The sequence below is a fragment of the Cupriavidus neocaledonicus genome (assembly GCF_000372525.1).
GTDB lineage: Bacteria > Pseudomonadota > Gammaproteobacteria > Burkholderiales > Burkholderiaceae > Cupriavidus > Cupriavidus neocaledonicus.
The window spans coordinates 216,525-233,426 of record NZ_AQUR01000107.1 but is presented as its reverse complement, the minus strand read 5'-3'; the positions used below and the strand labels follow the sequence as shown (position 1 = coordinate 233,426).

The following is a 16,902-nucleotide window of genomic DNA, read 5'->3' as shown; positions in this document are numbered from 1 at the left end:
CCTGCGGCCCACGCGTCCGCACCCATTCCCTATTTGCGCCCCCGCATGACGTTCCTTCGTTCCCTGTTGTTCGCGCTGTACCTGCTGGTGCTGACGCCGCCCTACGCCTGCGCCTGCTTCCTGGTGTTCCCGTTCATGAATGCCGACCAGCGCTTCCGCTTCGTGCGCGGCTGGCCGCGGCTGGTCATCGGCGCCGCGCGCGTCATCTGCGGCATCCAGTACCGCATCGAGGGCCATGAGCACATGGACGGCATGCTCGACAAGCCGGTGGTGCTGCTGTCCAAGCACCAGTCGGCCTGGGAAACCGTGGCCTACGTGGCGCTGATGCCCAAGCCGCTGTGCTTCGTGTTCAAGCGCGAGCTGCTGCTGGTGCCGTTCTTCGGCTGGGCGCTGGGCATGCTGAAGATGGTCCATATCAACCGCAAGGAAGGCACGCGCGCGTTTGCGTCGGCCGCGCGCCAGGGCCGCGAGCGGCTGGCCGAAGGCGCCTGGATCATCATGTTTCCGGAAGGCACGCGCACGCCCTCGGGCCTGGAAAAGCCGCGCTACAAGAGCGGCGGCGCGCGCCTGGCGGTGGAAACCGGGGCCTGGGTACTGCCGATGGCGGTCAATTCGGGCCGGGTCTGGCCGCGCAATTCCTTCCTGAAATACCCGGGCATGGTGACGATCTCGGTCGGCCCGCCGATCGCCTCGGCCAACAAGACCGCCGACCAGCTCAACCAGGAAGTGGCCGACTGGATCGAACGCGACATGCGCCGCATCGACCCGGAAAGCTACCGCGCTGCGCAGCGCAGCGAGTCCGCCGCATGAAGCTCTTGCGACCCGCGGCGGAGGCCGACGGCGCGCAGCTGGAGCTGCCGCTGGCGGAACCCGCCCACGAGCCGCAGCCGGCGGCGCCGCTGGCCCCGCAGCCGGAGCTTCCGCAGCACGCGCCGGCGTGGCCGGTGCCGCAGCCCAATGCGCGCCTGCTGCAGATCGGCGAGCGGCCGCTGCACTACACCGTCAAGCGTTCGGCGCGCCGCACCATCGGCTTCACCATCGACGACCGCGGCCTGTCGATCACCGCGCCGCGCTGGGTCACGCTGGCCGATATCGAGGCGGCGATCCTGGAAAAGCAGCGCTGGATCTTCAACAAGCTGGGCGAGTGGCGCCACCGCGAAGCGCGCCGGGTACTGCCGACGGTGCAGTGGCGCGAGGGCGCGGCCCTGCCCTTCCTCGGCCAGCCGCTGACGCTGGCGCTGGAGTCCCCGATCGGCGCGCTGCTGTTCGATGCCGACCGCCGCGTGCTGCACCTGGCGCTGCCGGCCCATGCCGACGAGCAGCAGATCAAGGACCGCGTGCAGGGCTGGCTGCAGCAGCAGGCGCGCCGCCTGCTGGCCGAACGGCTGGATCTCTATGCCGCCAGGCTGGGCGTGCGCCACACCGGCTTCGCGCTGACCTCGGCCGCGACCCGCTGGGGCAGCTGCACCGCCGACGGCAAGATCCGGCTGAACTGGCGCCTGATGCATTTCCCACTGTCGATGATCGACTATGTCGCCGCGCACGAGCTGGCGCACCTGAAGGAAATGAACCACGGCCCCCGCTTCTGGGAAACCGTGGAGTCGATCTTTCCCGAGTTCCGCGACGCCCGCGCGCAATTGCGCGCGCATCCGCCCGAGCTGCTGCCGACGTTCTGAGGGCCGCTACCGGTACTGGGACTGGGCCCGGTGGGTTTCGGCCAAAGGCACTAAAATGGCGCCTTCCCATACCGATAACAGTTGAAGGCCCTCCCATGCGACTCCTCCACACCATGCTGCGCGTCGGCGACATGCAGCGCTCCATCGACTTCTACACCCGCGTACTCGGCATGCAGCTGCTGCGCCAGAGCGACAACCCCGAGTACAAGTACCGCCTCGCCTTTGTCGGCTACGGCCCCGAGAGCGAAACCGCGGTGCTGGAGCTGACCTACAACTACGGCGTCGACAGCTACGACCTCGGCACCGCCTACGGCCACATCGCGCTGGAGACCGACGATGCCGCGGCCGCCTGCGAGCGCATCCGCGCCGCCGGCGGCAAGGTCACGCGCGAAGCCGGCCCGGTCAAGGGCGGCACCACCGTGATCGCCTTCGTCGAAGACCCGGACGGCTACAAGATCGAGCTGATCGAGCGCCATTCCACCCGCGACGCGAGCCGTCCCTGAAGGCCTGCGCCGTGAGCACGCAGGGCGTCGCGCGCCAGCCGCTCGACGGCACCGCCATCGGCCTGATGGTGGTGCTGTGCGCCGCCTGGGGACTGCAGCAGGTGGTGATCAAGGTGACCGCGCCGCTGATGGGCGCGGTGCTGCAGGCCGGCGTGCGCTCGGCGGTCGCGGGGCTGCTGGTATTCGGCTTCGCGGCGTGGCGCGGCACCCCGCTGTGGCGGCGCGACGGTACGCTCAACGCCGGCCTGCTGGCTGGGCTGCTGTTCGGGGCGGAGTTCTTCTGCATCTTCGTCGGCCTGGGGCACACCACGGCCTCGCGCATGGCGGTGTTCCTGTACACCGCGCCGATCTTCACCGCGCTGGGACTGCATGCGGTGGTGCCGGGCGAACGGCTGCGCCCCGGACAATGGCTGGGCGTGGCACTGGCATTCGCGGGCATGGCGCTGGCCTTTGCCGATGGCATCGCCGCGCCGTCGGCGCAGGGCAGCACGCTGCTGGGCGATGCGCTCGGCATCCTCGCCGGCGCGCTGTGGGCAGCCACCACCGTGGTGGTGCGCGCCAGCCCGCTGGCCGGCGCACCGGCCAGCAAGACCCTGCTGTACCAGCTGGCGGTGTCCGCGGTGATGCTGCTGGGCATGGCGCTGGCGGGCGGCCAGACCGCCGCCGTGCAGATCGACGGCGTGGTGCTGGCGAGCCTGTTCTACCAGTCGGTGCTGATCGCCTTTGCCAGCTACCTGGCCTGGTTCTGGCTGCTGCAGCGCTACCTGGCGTCGCGGCTGTCGGTGTTTTCCTTCCTGACGCCGCTGTTCGGGGTCGCCTTCGGCGTGGTGCTGATGCACGACGCCGTGGGCCCGCGCTTTGCGGTGGCGGCGGTGCTGGTGCTGGCGGGGATTGTGCTGGTGAACCGGCGGGCGTGAGTGGCGCGCCACGGTTGGGCTTGAAAACCGTTGGCCTTGCTTGGTGTGGCGCCTTGCTGGCCCACCCCTCACCCCGGTCCCTCTCCCCATGAGGGGAGAGGGAGAACACCTTGCTCAGGCGAGTTCGGGCGGCTTGGGAGCACCAAACACCAGTGGTGCCCTTGAGCGCTGTCCCAAGTTCAGCGCCGTGCCTCGAACGAGAACATGCCGAGCGCGTCGCGCACTTCTTCCAGCGTCTGCTGGGTCAGTTCGCGCGCCTTCGCGGTGCCCTGGCGCAGGATGTCGAAGACATAGTCCGGATCCTTGGCCAGCGCTTCGCGGCGCTCGCGGATCGGGCCCAGCATGTCTTGCAGCACGCCCTCGATGCGGCGCTTGAGCACCATGTCGCCGAGCCCGCCGCGCTGGTAGTGTTCCTTCAGCGCCTGGACTTCCTCGGTGTTCGGATCGAACGCATCGAGATAGGTGAACACCACGTTGCCCTCGACCTGGCCGGGATCGGACACGCGCAGGTGGTTGGGGTCGGTGTACATGCTGTGCACCGCGGCCTTGATCTGCTCGGGCGCGGCCCCCAGCGCGATCGCGTTGCCCATCGACTTGCTCATCTTGGCCTTGCCGTCGACGCCGGGCAGACGGCCGAACTGCGGAATCATCGCCTTGCACTCGGGCAGCACGTCGCGGCCGACCTGGTGGTTGATGCGGCGCACGATCTCGTTGGTCTGCTCGATCAGCGGGGCCTGGTCCTCGCCCACCGGCACCACCTCGGCCTTGAAGCCGGTGATGTCGGCGGCCTGCGAGGCCGGATAGCACAGGAAGCCGGCCGGGATGTCGCGGCCAAAGCCGCGCGCCTGGATCTCTTCCTTGATGGTCGGGTTGCGCTCGAGCCGCGCCACCGTGACGAAGTTCAGGTACATCAGCGTCAGCTCGGCCAGCGCGGGCAGGTGCGACTGCACCGTGATGGTGGTCTTGGCCGGGTCGATGCCGACCGCCAGGTAGTCCAGCGCCACCTCCAGCACGTTGCGGCGCACCTTGTCGGGATCGTGCGCGTTGTCGGTCATGGCCTGGGTGTCGGCCAGCAGCAGGTATTGCTCGTGCGAATCCTGCAGCGCGACGCGGCTCTTGAGCGAGCCGACGAAGTGGCCGAGGTGCAGCGGGCCGGTGGGACGGTCGCCGGTCAGGATCACGGGACGCCGGTTGGTTTGGCTGGTTTGGGCTGTCATGGGACGGTCTTGCACGGAAATAGTCGCGGGAGAATCTGGATGCCAGGGAATGCGGGAAGTCGGCGCGGGCTCAGGCGGCCTGGCCCGAAGCCTTGTCGCCCAGGCGCCGGGCCAGCTCGACATACTCGCCGACCGGCACTTCCTCGGCGCGCCGGCCCAGGTCGAAGCCCATGGCTTCGAAGTCGACCTGGTCGCGCAGGAACGAGAGCGTGTTGCGCAGCACCTTGCGCCGCTGCGAGAACGCCGCCGTGACCACGTCGCCGAGCACGGTAATGTCGCAATCGGCATGCGGCGAACGCAGCCGGCCGTCGCCGTGGCGCGGCCACGGGATCATGCGGACCACGGCGGAGTCGACCTTGGGCGGCGGGTTGAAGGCGCCCGGCGGCACGTCCAGCACATGCTCCATGTAGTAGCGCACCTGCAGCATGATCGACAGCCGGCCGAAGGCCTTGCTGCCGGGCTCGGCGACCATGCGCTCGACCACCTCCTTCTGCAGCATGAAGTGCTGGTCGTGCACGTGGTCGGCAAACTCCATCAGGTGGAACAGCAGCGGGCTCGAAATGTTGTACGGCAGGTTGCCGACGATGCGCAGCGGTCGGCCGGGCACGGCGAGCTTGTCGAAGTCGAAGTCGAGCGCGTCGCCGGCGTGGACCTGCAGGCGCTCGCCATAGCGGCGGCGCAGCCGTTCGACCAGGTCGCGGTCCAGTTCGACCACCTGCATCTGCGCAATCCGCTCGAGCAGCGGGTCGGTCAGCGCGCCCAGCCCCGGCCCGATCTCGACCAGCACGTCGCCGGCCTGCGGGCTGATGGCATTGACGATGCCGTGGATGATGGTGTCGTCGACCAGGAAGTTCTGCCCGAATCGTTTGCGGGCCACATGGCCCTGGTGCACGTTAGAACGCATGATGTATTAGTCCGGCGTCAGCATGGCGGCTGCGTGCCGGAAGGGGTATGGCCCGGGCCGTTGCCGGGTCGGCGGCCGTTGGCGTGGCCAGACATGATAACCGCCGTGCGGATGGCCTCGATCATGCTGCCGTGCTCGGCCTGGCCGGTGCCGGCGAGCTCGAGCGCGGTGCCATGGTCCACCGACGTGCGGATGAAGGGCAGCCCCAGCGTGATGTTCACGCCGTGGCCGAAGGTGCCGTACTTGAGCGGCGCCAGCCCCTGGTCATGGTACATCGCCAGCACGCAGTCGGCATCGCGCAGGTGGCGCGGCTGGAACAGCGTGTCGGCCGGGAACGGCCCGCGCGCATCGATGCCGGCATCCTTGGCCTGCGCCAGCGCTGGCGCGATGATGTCGATCTCTTCGCGGCCCATGTGGCCGCTTTCGCCGGCGTGCGGGTTCAGGCCCGTGACCAGGATGCGCGGCCGCGCGATGCCGAAGCAGCGGCGCAGGTCGGCATCGATGATGGCCAGCGTCTGCACCAGCAGCGGCACCGACAGCGCATCGGGCACCGCGCGCAGCGGCAGATGGGTGGTGGCCAGCGCCACGCGCAGCATGGCGTGGTCGTGCGCCGGCTGCGGGCCGGCCAGCATCATCACCACGCGCGGCACGCCGGCGCGGTCGGCAAGGTATTCGGTATGGCCGGTGAAGGACACCCCGGCGTCGTTGATGGTGCTCTTCTGCACCGGCGCCGTGACCATCGCGGCATAGCGCGGCGCGGCGCCGCCCCGCGCGCGGCAGCCGTCGATGGCGGCATCGAGCAGCTTCAGCACATAGCGGCCGTTGCGCGCGTCGAGCCGTCCGGCCTCGCACGCCACCGCCAGCGCGATGTCGTCGATCACCACGTCACCGTCGGCAAGGCGCCGCTCCCAGGCGTGGGTGACGCCCAGCGCCTCGGCCCGTTCGGCCAGCAGGCGGGCATCCCCCAGCACATGGAAGCGGTAGGCCGCGCCCTCGGCGCCATGGTTGGCGCCCGCCAGCTGCAGCAGCGCCCCGATGGTGATATCGGGGCCGATGCCGGCGGGTTCTCCGGTGGAAATGGCGAGGGCTAGCGGTTCGGGCATGTCGGCGTGGCGCTGAGGGGCTGACGGGCGGGCGGACGGGACCGGCGCGTCAGCGCTGGCGGTTGACCCGGTACTCCACGTACGCCTGCGAGCGCAGCTGGCGCACCCAGTCATCATAGGCTGCGCGCAGCTTCTGTTCGCGCACTTCGGCACGGGCGAAGTCGCGCTGCTTCTCCGGCGACAGCTCGGTCTCGCGGCGGTTCAGGACCTGGATCAGGTGCACGCCGAACTGCGTGACCACCGGCTCGGAGATCTCGTTCGGGCGCAGCCGGCTCATGGCCTGCTCGAACTCGGGCACCAGCTCGCCCGGCGACACCCAGCCCAGGTCGCCACCGTTCTGCGCCGAGCCGTCCTGCGAGAAACGCCTGGCCGCATCGGCAAAGTCGCCGCCATGGGTGATGCGGTCGCGCAGCGTGCCGAGCTGGCGGCGCGCCTCGGCCTCGGGCATGTTGGGGCCGGTGCGGATCAGGATGTGGCGCACCTGGGTCTGCGTGATCTTGCCGGCCGCGGCCGGGCCCGAAGCCGGCGCCGCGCGCTTGGCCACCAGCTTGATCACATGGAAGCCGGCCGCGCTCTCGACCACCTGCGGCGCCACCGCGCCCGGCTGCAGGTCGACCACGGCATTGGCGAACAGCGCCGGCAGGCGGCCGATTTCGCGGAAGCCCATGGCACCGCCCTGGGCCGCTTCGGGGCCTTCGGAACTGGTTTGCGCCAGCTGCGCGAAGTCGGCGCCGCCCTGGGCCTGCCTGAGCAGCCCCTCGGCCTTGGCGCGCAGCGCCTGCTTCTGCTCGTCCGAGGCATTCTCGGGCACGCGCACGAGGATCTGCGCCATGTTGTATTCGGTCGGGCCGCCGGCCGCGCCCTGGCCGCCACGCGCCGCCAGGTAGTTGTCGATCTCGCCGTCGTAGACCTGCACCTTGGAATCGACCTCGCGCTCGCGCAGGCGGATCACCTGCACCTGCTTGCGCAGCTCGTCGCGGTACTTGGTCCAGGTCATGCCGCTGCCCTCGACCCGGCGGCGCAGCTCGGCCGCGTTCATCTGGTTCTGCTGGGCCACCGATTCGATGGCGCGGTCGACCTCCTGGTCGGTGACGCGGATGCCGGCGTCCTGCGCGGCCTGGGTCTGCACGCGCTCCATCACCAGGCGCTCGAGCACCTCGCCCAGCAGGTCGGCGCGCGCGGGCACCGGACGGCCGCCGGCACGCAGCTGGCCCTCGATCTCGTCGGCGCGGTCAAGCAGTTCGCGCCGCGTGATCACGCTGTTGTTGACCACCGCCACCACTTCGTCGATCAGCTGCGAGCGCTTCTGCCCGCCCGCCTGCGGCACGCCCAGCTTGGGCTGGCTGGACGGCGCGCTGACGTCGGATGCCTGCGGCACGAAGATGCCGCTGGCGCGCGGCGTGCCTGGCGCCTTCAGTTGCGCGGCGGCGGGCACTGCCATCGCGGCCAGCACGGCCGGTAGCAGCAGCCGGTGCCAGGACGTCAGCAAAAAGGAAAACACGGCGAATTCTTGACGTTTCATCGTAATCCGTCATTCATAGTGATCGAACTGGGTCGTCGGCACCGGCTTGGCCGAGACCGGCTCGTAGCCCGGCACGTTCAGGCGCAGGATGTTCAACGGGTTGGACCCGATCTTGGAAAGGCCACGGAACTCCACCTGCAGGAAGACCCGCCCGGTGTAGCCCTGCGTGGTGTTGCGGAAGCGCTGGTAGACCACCCGGCCGACCCAGCAATCCGCGGCGTACTCGACGCCGGCAAGCGCATCGACCATCTGGCTGGCGGTCAGGTCGAAAGCGAAGCGCGCGATGCCGTAGGCGCGGCGCGTGATCGGCCACTGGCTCGACACCTCGAACTGGTCGATCGCGGTATTGTCGGTTACCGAGGTGGGCCGGCGATAGCGGTAGCCGGCGTTGATCACCTTGCGCGACTCGGGGCGGTAGGTAAAAGCCACGTTGCCGTAGTTGATCCGGTCTGAATCCGGGTTGAACTGCACCCCCGCATCCAGGTAATAGCCGCGGAACAGCTGGATCGTGGTGGCGGCCAGCAAATCCGACGAGCCCGACTTGGGATCGGCCAGCGTGCCGTTGAGCTGCACGCGCTGCCCGGTGAAGTCATAGCGCTGGGCAATGGTGCCGCGGAAGCGCTCGATGCCGGTATCGGACTCGATCAGGCGCGTGGTCACGCCGCCGGTCAGCTTGTTGTTGTCGGCGATGCGGTCGTAGCCGGTGAACGGGTTTTCGCTGAAGATCTGCCCGTAGCCGAAGTCGGACTGCACCGTGTCGAACAGCGGGAACTGGCTCTGGTCGCGGAACGGCGTGTAGACGTAGAACAGGCGCGGCTCGAGCGTCTGCACGTAGTTGACCCCGAACAGGCGGCTGATGGTGGGCGCGTCGCGCTCGAAGGTCATGCCCGAATCCAGGCTGACGGTCGGGATCGCGCGCGACAGGTTGTTCTGCGCAGTCGGCGTGTTGGTGGCCGCTTCCATCTGGTACTGCGCGGCGTTGAACGACACCTTGGGCGTCACGTACCAGCCGGCGCGCACGATCGGGTAGCTGATGCTGGGCTGGAAATACATGCGCTCGCCCTGCGGCTGCTGGAAGCCGGTGGACGTCAGCGGAATGCGGAAACGGGTGTAGTCGGCTTCCATCTGCACGTCGAAGCCGCCCAGGTCATAGCGGATGTATTTGCCGTTCAGCTGCGGCACGCGTTCGTACGAGGGCTCGCTGGGGCGCAGCGTCTGGAACTTCTGCACCCGCGCCAGCAGGGTGAAGTCCTGCCAGTTGTAGGTGACGCCGCCTTCCTGCGTGTACTGCCGCAGCGTCGATTGCGACACGGTGCGGTTGAAGTCGTCCGGGTAGCGGTCATCCGAGACGCGGTTCAGGTTCAGGTACGCCCCCAGCCCCGGCGCCAGTCGCTGGGTATGCTGCAGCGAATAGGCCCAGCGGTTCGAGTTGGTCTTCTTGTCGTCCGGCAGGAACTCGGCGCGCACGCGCCCGGAGTAGGTCTCGCTCAGGTAGCGGTATTCGCCGCCGAGCTGCAGGCCGCGCTCGGTCATCAGCCGCGGGTAGATGGTCAGGTCGCGGTTGGGCGCGATATTGACGTAGTACGGCGCGGTCACGTCGAAACCCGACTTCGAGCTGTACCCCATCAGCGGCGGCAGGAAGCCGCTGCGGCGGTCGTCGTTCAGCGGGAAGCTGAACGCGGGCGCGGCCGCGACCGGCACGCCGAAGAAGTTCAGCACGCCGCCGTAGGCCACGCCCACCTGGCGGTCGCTGTCCAGGTCGATCCGGTTCGCGCTGAAATACCAGTCGGCATTGTCGGGCGAGCAGGTGGTGTACGACGCCTGCCGGGCCGTGCTGCGGTTCTGGTCGAGGAAGTCGATGCGCTCGGCCTTGCCGGTGCCGCCGGTCTGCTGGAAATAGTAGTCCGGCGACAGCATGTAGCCTTCGTTGGCCTCGACCCTGAGCCGCGCTTCGGGGCCCACCGCCAGCGTGCCGCCGCGCGACATGCGCACGTTGCCCTGCGCGAAGGCCTCGTCGGTGTCCTGGTCGTAGGTGAGCTTGTCGCCCTTGACCACGCCGCCGTCGCGACGCAGTTCGGCATGGCCTTCCAGCTCGACGCCGCGCTCGCTGTAGCCGGTCATGCGGTCGGCTTCGATAAAGGTGGGGGCGTCGGGATTGGACTCGCCCTTCGCGGCCGGCTCGGCCAGGCGCGGCACCAGTTCGCCGGACTCCACCGGCAGCGGCGGCGCCGGCGGCGCGGCTTCGAACACCGGCTCGACCTGGTCGAGGTCGGGGATCGCCGAGCCGGTCATCTGCGCCTGGGCGCCGGCCGACAGGCCGGCCATGGCCAGCACCAGCGGGCGCAGCGCGCCTGCGTGCAGGCTGCCGCCGCGCCTGGCTCGGGCCGGGGCGCGGGGGGAAGCAGGCGAAGGCAAGGCCCTGTTGTTCGGTGATCGTTGTGGTTCGGTCATGCGCACGGGTTGTCAGTCTCGGCACGGGCAGCGGCTCGCCTGCAGGCCGCCAGGCCCCGCCGGGGCAGGCTGCGGGGCAACGCGGCCCCTCCCGGAGGCCACCGGCGCCCCGGTCTGGTCGGGTATTATACGGGGCAACCCGGGGTGCTCTTGCCGCTTACTTCCGGTTTCATTTCCGGTCATCGAGGGCTTTCACTTTGGTTACGCCCCCGCGCCCCATCCTCACGCGTACCTCCGACAAGTACCTGTATGGCAGCTCTTCCCCACGACCCGCGCCTGGACCAGCTCAAGGCCTGGGTGGCCGGACTCGGACCGGCATGGTCCGCCGATCCCGACTCCTGCGTGCCGGCTTCCGCCGATGCCAGCTTCCGGCGCTATTTCCGCGTCCGCACCGGCCATCGCGCGCATCCGACCGCGATCGTGATGGACGCCCCGCCGGCGCACGAAGACTGCCGCCCGTTCATCCATGTCTGCGGGCTGTTCGGCGCCGCCGGCGTGACCGTGCCGACGGTGCTGGCGCAGGACCTGGACCAGGGCTTTCTCCTGCTGGCCGACCTTGGCAACCAGACCTACCTGTCGAAGCTGGACGATTCCTCGGCGCACGGCCTGTACACCGACGCCGCCGCCGCGCTGGTCCGCATCCAGGCCGCCACGCGCCCCGGCGAACTGCCCGCCTATGACCGCGCGCTGCTGCAGCGCGAACTCGACCTGTTCCCGCAGTGGTACGTGGCCCGGCATGTGGGCGCGACCCTGACCGAGGCCCAGCAGGCCGACTGGCACGAAGTGACCGAGGCGCTGCTTGCCAACAACCTCGCCCAGCCCCAGGTCTACGTGCACCGCGACTTCCACTCGCGCAACCTGATGGTGCTCGACGGCGCCGCCAACCCGGGCGTGCTGGACTTCCAGGACGCGGTGACGGGCCCGATCACCTACGATGCGGTCTCGCTGTGGCGCGATGCCTATATCGAATGGGATGAAGAGCAGCAGCTCGACTGGCTGATCCGCTACTGGGAACGCGCGCGCAAGGCCGCGCTGCCGGTCAACCCGGACTTCGGCGAGTTCTACCGCGACTTCGAGTGGATGGGGCTGCAGCGCCACCTCAAGGTGCTGGGGATCTTCGCCCGCCTGTACCACCGCGACGGCAAGGACGGCTACCTGGCCAACCTGCCGCTGGTGATGAAGTACACCCGCCAGGTGGCCGGGCGCTATACCGAACTGCGCAAGCTGATCCGCCTGCTGGACGCGCTCGAAGGCGTGGCCAGCCCGGCCGGCTATACGTTCTGACGCCATGCGCGCCGACGCCTCCGGTCCGGACGACAGTACCGCGCCCGCCATCACCGCCGCCGGCGAATGGCTGGCGGGGGCGCGCGCGCTCGCGCCGATGCTGCTGGGCGTGGTGCCGTTCGGGCTGATCTACGGCGTGCTGGCGGTCGGCGCCGGCATGCCCGCGTGGCTGGCCTGCGCCATGAGTGCGATCGTGTTCGGCGGCGCCTCGCAGATGATCCTGACCCAGCTGTGGACCGCCGGCACCCCGGCGGTGGTGATCACGCTGACGGTGGCCATGGTCAACCTGCGCCACGCGCTGTACTCGGCCACCATCGCGCCGACGCTGGCGCACCTGCCGCGGCGCTGGAAGGCGCTGATCGCCTACCTGCTGACCGACGAGGCCTTTGCCGCGATGACGCACCGGCTGGGCGACAGCGGCGCGCGCGCCCGCTACCGCCACTGGTATTACTTTGGCGGCGGCTTCGCGCTGTGGGCCAGCTGGCAGCTGTCGACGCTGGCCGGCGTGCTGGTCGGCGCCCAGGTGCCGCGCCACTGGCCGCTGGACTTCTTCCTGCCGCTGACCTTCATCGGCATCATCGTGCCGGGCCTCAGGCACCGCTCGCATGTCGCCGCGGCGCTCGCGGCCAGCGCGCTGGCGGTGGCCTGCTACAGCCTGCCGCACAAGCTCGGCCTGATGGTGGCGGCGCTCGGCGGCATCGCCGTGGGCATGCTGGTGCTGGGCCGCGGCAACCGCCCCGGCCCCCGCGCCACCAGCCACGCCACCGACGCCGGCACTGCCGGCACCGCCGGCAAGGAGGCCGCATGAGTGCGCTGACGCTGCTGTGGGTGTTCCTGGCCGCGGGCCTGGCCACCTTCCTGATCCGCCTGTCGTTCATCGCCGTCGAAGGCCGGGTGCGGCTGCCGTCGTGGTTTCGCACCGCGCTGCAGTTCGTGCCGGCCGCGATGCTGTCGGCGCTGATCGCGCCCGACCTGCTGATGCAGCAGGGCGAGCTTGCCCTGACCCCGACCAACGCCCGGCTGGTGGCCGGCGTGGTCGCCATCCTGATTGCCGCACGTACCCGCAGCGTGGGCTGGACCATTGCCGGCGGCATGGCCACGCTGCTTGCCCTGGAGGCCCTGTTCCGATGAAGGTGATGATCTTTGCCGCCGGCCGCGGCGACCGCATGCGCCCGCTGACCGATGCCTGCCCCAAGCCGCTGCTGGCGGTGGGCGGCAAGCCGCTGATCGTCTGGAAGATCGAGGCGCTGGCGCGCGCCGGGCTGCGCGACATCGTCATCAACCACGCCTGGCTGGGCGCGCAGATCGAAGCCGCGCTGGGCGACGGCAGCCGCTTCGGCGTGCGCATCGCCTACTCGGCCGAAGGCGAGGCGCTGGAAACGGCGGGCGGCATCGCCAAGGCCCTGCCGCTGCTGTCGCATGACCCGGTCCGCGGCGAGATCTTCCTGGCGGTATCCGGCGACATCTTCTGCGACTACGATTTCCGCGCGCTGCTGCCGCGCGCGCAGGCGCTGGCGGGTGCGGCCGCGCCGCACATGCACCTGGTGATGGTGCCGAATCCGCCGTTCCATGCGCGCGGCGATTTCACGCTCGACGCGCACGGCCGGCTTTCGCTCGACGCCGAGCCGGCCAGCGGGGCGCGCCTGACCTTCGGCAATATCGGCCTGTACGACACCCGGCTGTTTACCGATATCGTGCCGGGCACGCGGCTGGCGATGACGCCGATCTTCCATGCCGGCATCGCCGCCGGCACCGCCACCGGCGAGCGCTTCGACGGGCGCTGGGAGAACGTCGGCACACCGGCGCAGCTCGCCGAGCTGGACGTCATGCTGTCGGCCGCACAAGGCCGCTAGCGCGCGACTTTCGCGCCACTGGCGCAGCGGCGCCGCCGGCGGCGGTAGAATCGGCCTGATCCTTCTTCTCCAGGCCAGACCATGTCCGCACCCGACACTGCCCTCCTCGCCGCCTGCCGCGAACGCCGCGCCCGTGTGCTGCAGCACTTGCGCGCCGGCGGCGGCGGCGTGGCGATCCTGCCCACGGCGCCGGAAGCGATGCGCAACCGCGACAGCGACTACCCGTACCGGCACGACAGCTATTTCTATTACCTGAGCGGCTTCACCGAGCCCGAAGCGGTGCTGGTGCTGGTGGCCGGCGCGCCCGGCGAGCCGGCCGAGGCCGACCGCAGCATCCTGTTCTGCCGCCCCAAGCATGAAGAGCGCGAGATCTGGGACGGCTTCCGCTTCGGCCCGGAAGGCGCGCGCGCCGCGTTCGGCTTCGACCAGGCCTATTCGGTCGAAGAGATCGACGCCACGCTGCCGCCGCTGCTGGCCAACCGCGCGCAGCTGGCGTACCCGCTGGCCGATTCGATCCGCACCGACATGCAGATGCGGCGCTGGCTCGACGCGGTGCGCTTGCAGGGCCGCGCCGGCGTGGCCGCGCCGTCGGTGGCGCTCGACATCCGCACGCTGCTAGATGAAATGCGGCTGTTCAAGGACGCCGGCGAGCTGGCCATCATGCGCCGCGCCGCGGCGATTTCCGCCGGCGCCCATGTGCGCGCGATGCAGGCCACCCGCGCCGGCCTGCGCGAATACCACCTCGAGGCCGAGCTGCTCTATGAATTCCGCCGACATGGCGCGCAGAGCGTGGCCTACAACTCGATCGTCGCCACCGGCCCCAACGCCTGCGTGCTGCATTACCGCGCCGGCCCGGCCGAGCTGAAGGACGGCGACCTGTGCCTGATCGACGCCGGCTGCGAACTCGATGGCTACGCCTCCGACATCACCCGCACCTTCCCGGTCTCGGGCCGCTTTTCGCCGGCGCAGCGCGAGCTGTATGACCTGGTGGTGGCCGCGCAGCAGGCCGCCATCGCCGAGACCCGCGCCGGGGTACCGTACAACGTGCCGCATGACGCCGCCGTGCGCGTGCTGGCCCAGGGCATGCTCGACACCGGCCTGCTCGACCGCAACAAGGAAGGCACGCTCGACGACGTGCTGGCCAGCGGCAGCTATCGCCGCTTCTACATGCACCGCACCGGCCACTGGCTCGGCATGGATGTCCATGACGTAGGCGAATACCGCGTGGCCAGCCACAGCGGCGAGGGCGAGCGGCCGTGGCGGCCGCTGCAGCCCGGCATGGTGCTGACCATCGAGCCCGGCATCTACGTGCGCCCGGCGGAGGACGTGCCCGAGCGCTACTGGCATATCGGCATCCGCATCGAGGACGACGCCGTGGTCACCGAGGGCGACTGCGAGCTGATCACGCGCGGCGTGCCGGTGCTGGCCGACGAGATCGAAGCGCTGATGCGCGAGCGCGCCACCGCCGGAGGCCAGCGATGATCGGCTGGCTGCGCAGGATCCTGCCGGGACAGGGCGGCGCCCGTGACCAGGCTGGCAGCGCCCGGCGGCCCGATCCGTCCGAACCGTTCATCGTCAACCTGTACGACGATCGCGTGGTGGTGCACCGCCCCGACGGCCAGCGCGAGGAGCTCGCCTGGAACGTGCTCGAGCGCGTGGTGGTGCGGGTCTCCGAACGCGCGCCCTGGGCCGGCAAGGCCTGGCTGATCCTGATCGGCGCGCCGGACTCGGGCCAGGGTTGCGTGGTGCCGTTCGACGCCGCCAACCATGCCGCGTTGCTGCAGCAGCTGCGCGCGCTGCCGGGCTTCAACCAGCAAAAGCTCGACAACGCGCTGCGCGACGCCGCGGCGGGCAAGTCGCGCTCCGACGCGATCTGCTGGAAGCGCGGCACTGAAGCCCGGCCCGAAGGCGACGCAGACCGTGCAGGAGGCAGCGACCATGCCGGCCCCGCAGCCTGATTTCACGGGCCCGGCCGATATCGCCATCGTCGGCGGCGGCCCGGTCGGGCTGGCGCTGGCGTGCCAGCTGTTGCGCACCACCGGCTGGCGCATCGCGCTGGTCGACGCCGCCACGCCGGCGCGCGCGGCGCGCGACCCGCGCGCGATCGCGCTGTCGCACGGCAGCCGCCAGTTGCTCGAGCAGATCGGCGCCTGGCCGGTGCCGGGCAGCCCGATCGAGCATATCCATGTGTCGCAGCGCGGCCGCTTCGGCCATGTCCGCCTGCACCATGACGACTACGGCGTGCCCGCGCTCGGCTACGTGGTGCGCTACGGCGAGCTGTGCAACGTGCTGGAGCGCGCGCTGGCGCAAGCGGCGCAGGCCGCCGGCGCGGTCCGGCTGCGCCGCGTCTTCGAAACCCGCATCGAGCGGATCGAGCAGGATCCGCTGCCGCGCGGGGCGGACGTGGCGGACGCCGGCCTCGTGCATCTGGAGGGCACCGGCCACGACGGCCTGGCGGCACGGTTTGCCGCACGCCTGGCGGTGCAGGCCGAGGGCGGGCTGTTCCATGAACAGGCCGCGCACCAGGGCCGCGGCGCGCGTACGCGCGACTATCGCCAGACCGCGGTGATCGCCCATGTGACCTGCTCGCGTCCGCAACCCGGCTGGGCCTGGGAGCGCTTTACCGAGGAAGGCCCGCTGGCGCTGCTGCCGCACGAGGAACACGGCACGCCCGGTTACGCGCTGGTGTGGTGCTGCCCGCCGGAGCAGGCCGCGCGCCGCATCGCGCTGCCAGAAGCGCAGTTTGCCGCCGAGCTGGGCCGCGCTTTCGGCGATCGCATGGGCGAGTTCACGCTGGCGGGCAAGCGCCATGCCTTCCCGCTGGGGCTGAACGCCGCGCCGGTCACGGTCAACGGGCGCGTGGTGGCGGTCGGCAATGCCGCGCAGACGCTGCATCCGGTGGCCGGACAGGGGCTGAACCTGGGGCTGCGCGATGCCTTTGCGCTGGCCGACTCGCTGCGCGGCGCCTGCACCGCCCAAGCGCTGCAGGCGTTTGCCGCCCGCCATCGCCTCGACCGCGCCGTCACCATCGGCGTCACCGACCTGCTGCCGCGCGTGTTCGGCGTGGCCTATCCGCTCGCGGCCCATGCCCGCGGCGCGTCGCTGGCGGCGCTGGCATGCCTGCCGCCGCTGCGGCATGCGCTGGCGCGCCACATGATGTTCGGCATGCGCCGCTGAACCGCCGGCTTGCCGCCGCCAGTGGCGCTTGCGCCACTGGCGGCGGCGTCATGGCGCCACAGTCCCTGCCGCGCCGCGCTGCGGATGCTCAAATCTTGGGCAACGGCGACCGATTGGCGGTAGAATCCTGCCCTCGCACATGTCCCGATCCACCGCCGGCAGCAGTTTCGGCAGGGCCATGTTTTTCCGTTTCGTCTCTGTTTCGTTCCCGCCCCGACGCAGACTGTCCCGATCCGTCGCGGCGCATGTCGTGCGGCGACACCGGGCCATCGGGATGGGTCACCAGAACCGCCGC

At 70.2% G+C, this 16,902-nt stretch carries 16 protein-coding genes; 11 read left to right on the top strand and 5 right to left on the bottom strand.

What is annotated here, in order from left to right; translation table 11 throughout:
• The first annotated feature begins 45 nt into the window (after positions 1-45).
• The 4 genes from A3AG_RS0129270 (at position 46) to A3AG_RS0129255 (ending at position 3,096) form a co-directional block, all read left to right on the top strand.
• A complete protein-coding gene (locus A3AG_RS0129270) occupies positions 46-810 on the top strand; it encodes a lysophospholipid acyltransferase family protein (RefSeq protein WP_018008826.1) in 765 nt (254 codons plus the stop codon).
• The gene (locus A3AG_RS0129265) at positions 807-1,676 is read left to right on the top strand and encodes a M48 family metallopeptidase (protein WP_018008825.1); all 870 of its coding nucleotides are present in this window, start codon (positions 807-809) and stop codon (positions 1,674-1,676) included. The genes A3AG_RS0129270 and A3AG_RS0129265 overlap by 4 nt, the downstream gene beginning before the upstream one ends.
• Before the next feature lie 95 nt (positions 1,677-1,771).
• Positions 1,772-2,179 carry a lactoylglutathione lyase gene (gloA, locus tag A3AG_RS0129260; RefSeq protein ID WP_018008824.1) on the top strand — a complete coding sequence of 136 codons (408 nt, stop codon included), beginning with the start codon at positions 1,772-1,774 and terminating at the stop codon, positions 2,177-2,179.
• A 65-nt stretch (positions 2,180-2,244) separates the two neighbouring features.
• The gene (locus A3AG_RS0129255; RefSeq protein WP_051073580.1) at positions 2,245-3,096 is read left to right on the top strand and encodes a DMT family transporter; all 852 of its coding nucleotides are present in this window, start codon (positions 2,245-2,247) and stop codon (positions 3,094-3,096) included.
• Positions 3,097-3,275: 179 nt separating this feature from the next.
• Here A3AG_RS0129255 and trpS read toward each other — a convergent pair whose 3' ends face one another.
• The 5 genes from trpS to A3AG_RS0129230 all read right to left on the bottom strand — a co-directional run bounded on the left by trpS (position 3,276) and on the right by A3AG_RS0129230 (position 10,293).
• A complete protein-coding gene (trpS, locus tag A3AG_RS0129250; RefSeq protein ID WP_018008822.1) occupies positions 3,276-4,313 on the bottom strand; it encodes a tryptophan--tRNA ligase in 1,038 nt (345 codons plus the stop codon).
• 70 nt (positions 4,314-4,383) lie between these two features.
• Positions 4,384-5,217 (bottom strand): 16S rRNA (adenine(1518)-N(6)/adenine(1519)-N(6))-dimethyltransferase RsmA, encoded by an 834-nt coding sequence (gene rsmA / locus A3AG_RS0129245; RefSeq protein WP_018008821.1) that lies wholly within the window; start codon positions 5,215-5,217, stop codon positions 4,384-4,386.
• A 17-nt stretch (positions 5,218-5,234) separates the two neighbouring features.
• A complete protein-coding gene (gene pdxA, locus A3AG_RS0129240) occupies positions 5,235-6,320 on the bottom strand; it encodes a 4-hydroxythreonine-4-phosphate dehydrogenase PdxA (protein ID WP_018008820.1) in 1,086 nt (361 codons plus the stop codon).
• 49 nt (positions 6,321-6,369) lie between these two features.
• Positions 6,370-7,842, bottom strand: a complete 1,473-nt coding sequence (locus tag A3AG_RS0129235; RefSeq protein ID WP_018008819.1) for a peptidylprolyl isomerase — start codon at positions 7,840-7,842, stop codon at positions 6,370-6,372.
• Positions 7,843-7,851: 9 nt separating this feature from the next.
• Positions 7,852-10,293: an LPS-assembly protein LptD gene (locus tag A3AG_RS0129230; protein ID WP_026164559.1), complete on the bottom strand. Its 2,442-nt coding sequence runs from the start codon at positions 10,291-10,293 to the stop codon at positions 7,852-7,854.
• A 249-nt stretch (positions 10,294-10,542) separates the two neighbouring features.
• Here A3AG_RS0129230 and A3AG_RS0129225 point away from each other — a divergent pair, with 249 nt between their 5' ends.
• The 7 genes from A3AG_RS0129225 to A3AG_RS0129195 all read left to right on the top strand — a co-directional run bounded on the left by A3AG_RS0129225 (position 10,543) and on the right by A3AG_RS0129195 (position 16,607).
• Positions 10,543-11,577: an aminoglycoside phosphotransferase family protein gene (locus tag A3AG_RS0129225; protein WP_018008817.1), complete on the top strand. Its 1,035-nt coding sequence runs from the start codon at positions 10,543-10,545 to the stop codon at positions 11,575-11,577.
• Between the two features lie 4 nt (positions 11,578-11,581).
• On the top strand, positions 11,582-12,385 hold the full coding sequence (locus tag A3AG_RS0129220) for an AzlC family ABC transporter permease (RefSeq protein WP_018008816.1): 804 nt from the start codon (positions 11,582-11,584) through the stop codon (positions 12,383-12,385).
• Positions 12,382-12,708, top strand: a complete 327-nt coding sequence (locus tag A3AG_RS0129215) for an AzlD domain-containing protein (protein ID WP_012351792.1) — start codon at positions 12,382-12,384, stop codon at positions 12,706-12,708. The genes A3AG_RS0129220 and A3AG_RS0129215 overlap by 4 nt, the downstream gene beginning before the upstream one ends.
• Entirely contained in the window at positions 12,705-13,430 is a 726-nt protein-coding gene (gene murU / locus A3AG_RS0129210) for an N-acetylmuramate alpha-1-phosphate uridylyltransferase MurU (protein WP_018008815.1), read from the top strand. The genes A3AG_RS0129215 and murU overlap by 4 nt, the downstream gene beginning before the upstream one ends.
• A gap of 81 nt (positions 13,431-13,511) precedes the next feature.
• Positions 13,512-14,912, top strand: a complete 1,401-nt coding sequence (locus tag A3AG_RS0129205; protein WP_018008814.1) for an aminopeptidase P N-terminal domain-containing protein — start codon at positions 13,512-13,514, stop codon at positions 14,910-14,912.
• Positions 14,909-15,388: a hypothetical protein gene (locus A3AG_RS0129200; protein ID WP_018008813.1), complete on the top strand. Its 480-nt coding sequence runs from the start codon at positions 14,909-14,911 to the stop codon at positions 15,386-15,388. Before A3AG_RS0129205 ends, A3AG_RS0129200 begins: the two co-directional genes overlap by 4 nt.
• Entirely contained in the window at positions 15,369-16,607 is a 1,239-nt protein-coding gene (locus tag A3AG_RS0129195; RefSeq protein ID WP_018008812.1) for a UbiH/UbiF/VisC/COQ6 family ubiquinone biosynthesis hydroxylase, read from the top strand. Before A3AG_RS0129200 ends, A3AG_RS0129195 begins: the two co-directional genes overlap by 20 nt.
• Positions 16,608-16,902 lie beyond the last annotated feature (295 nt).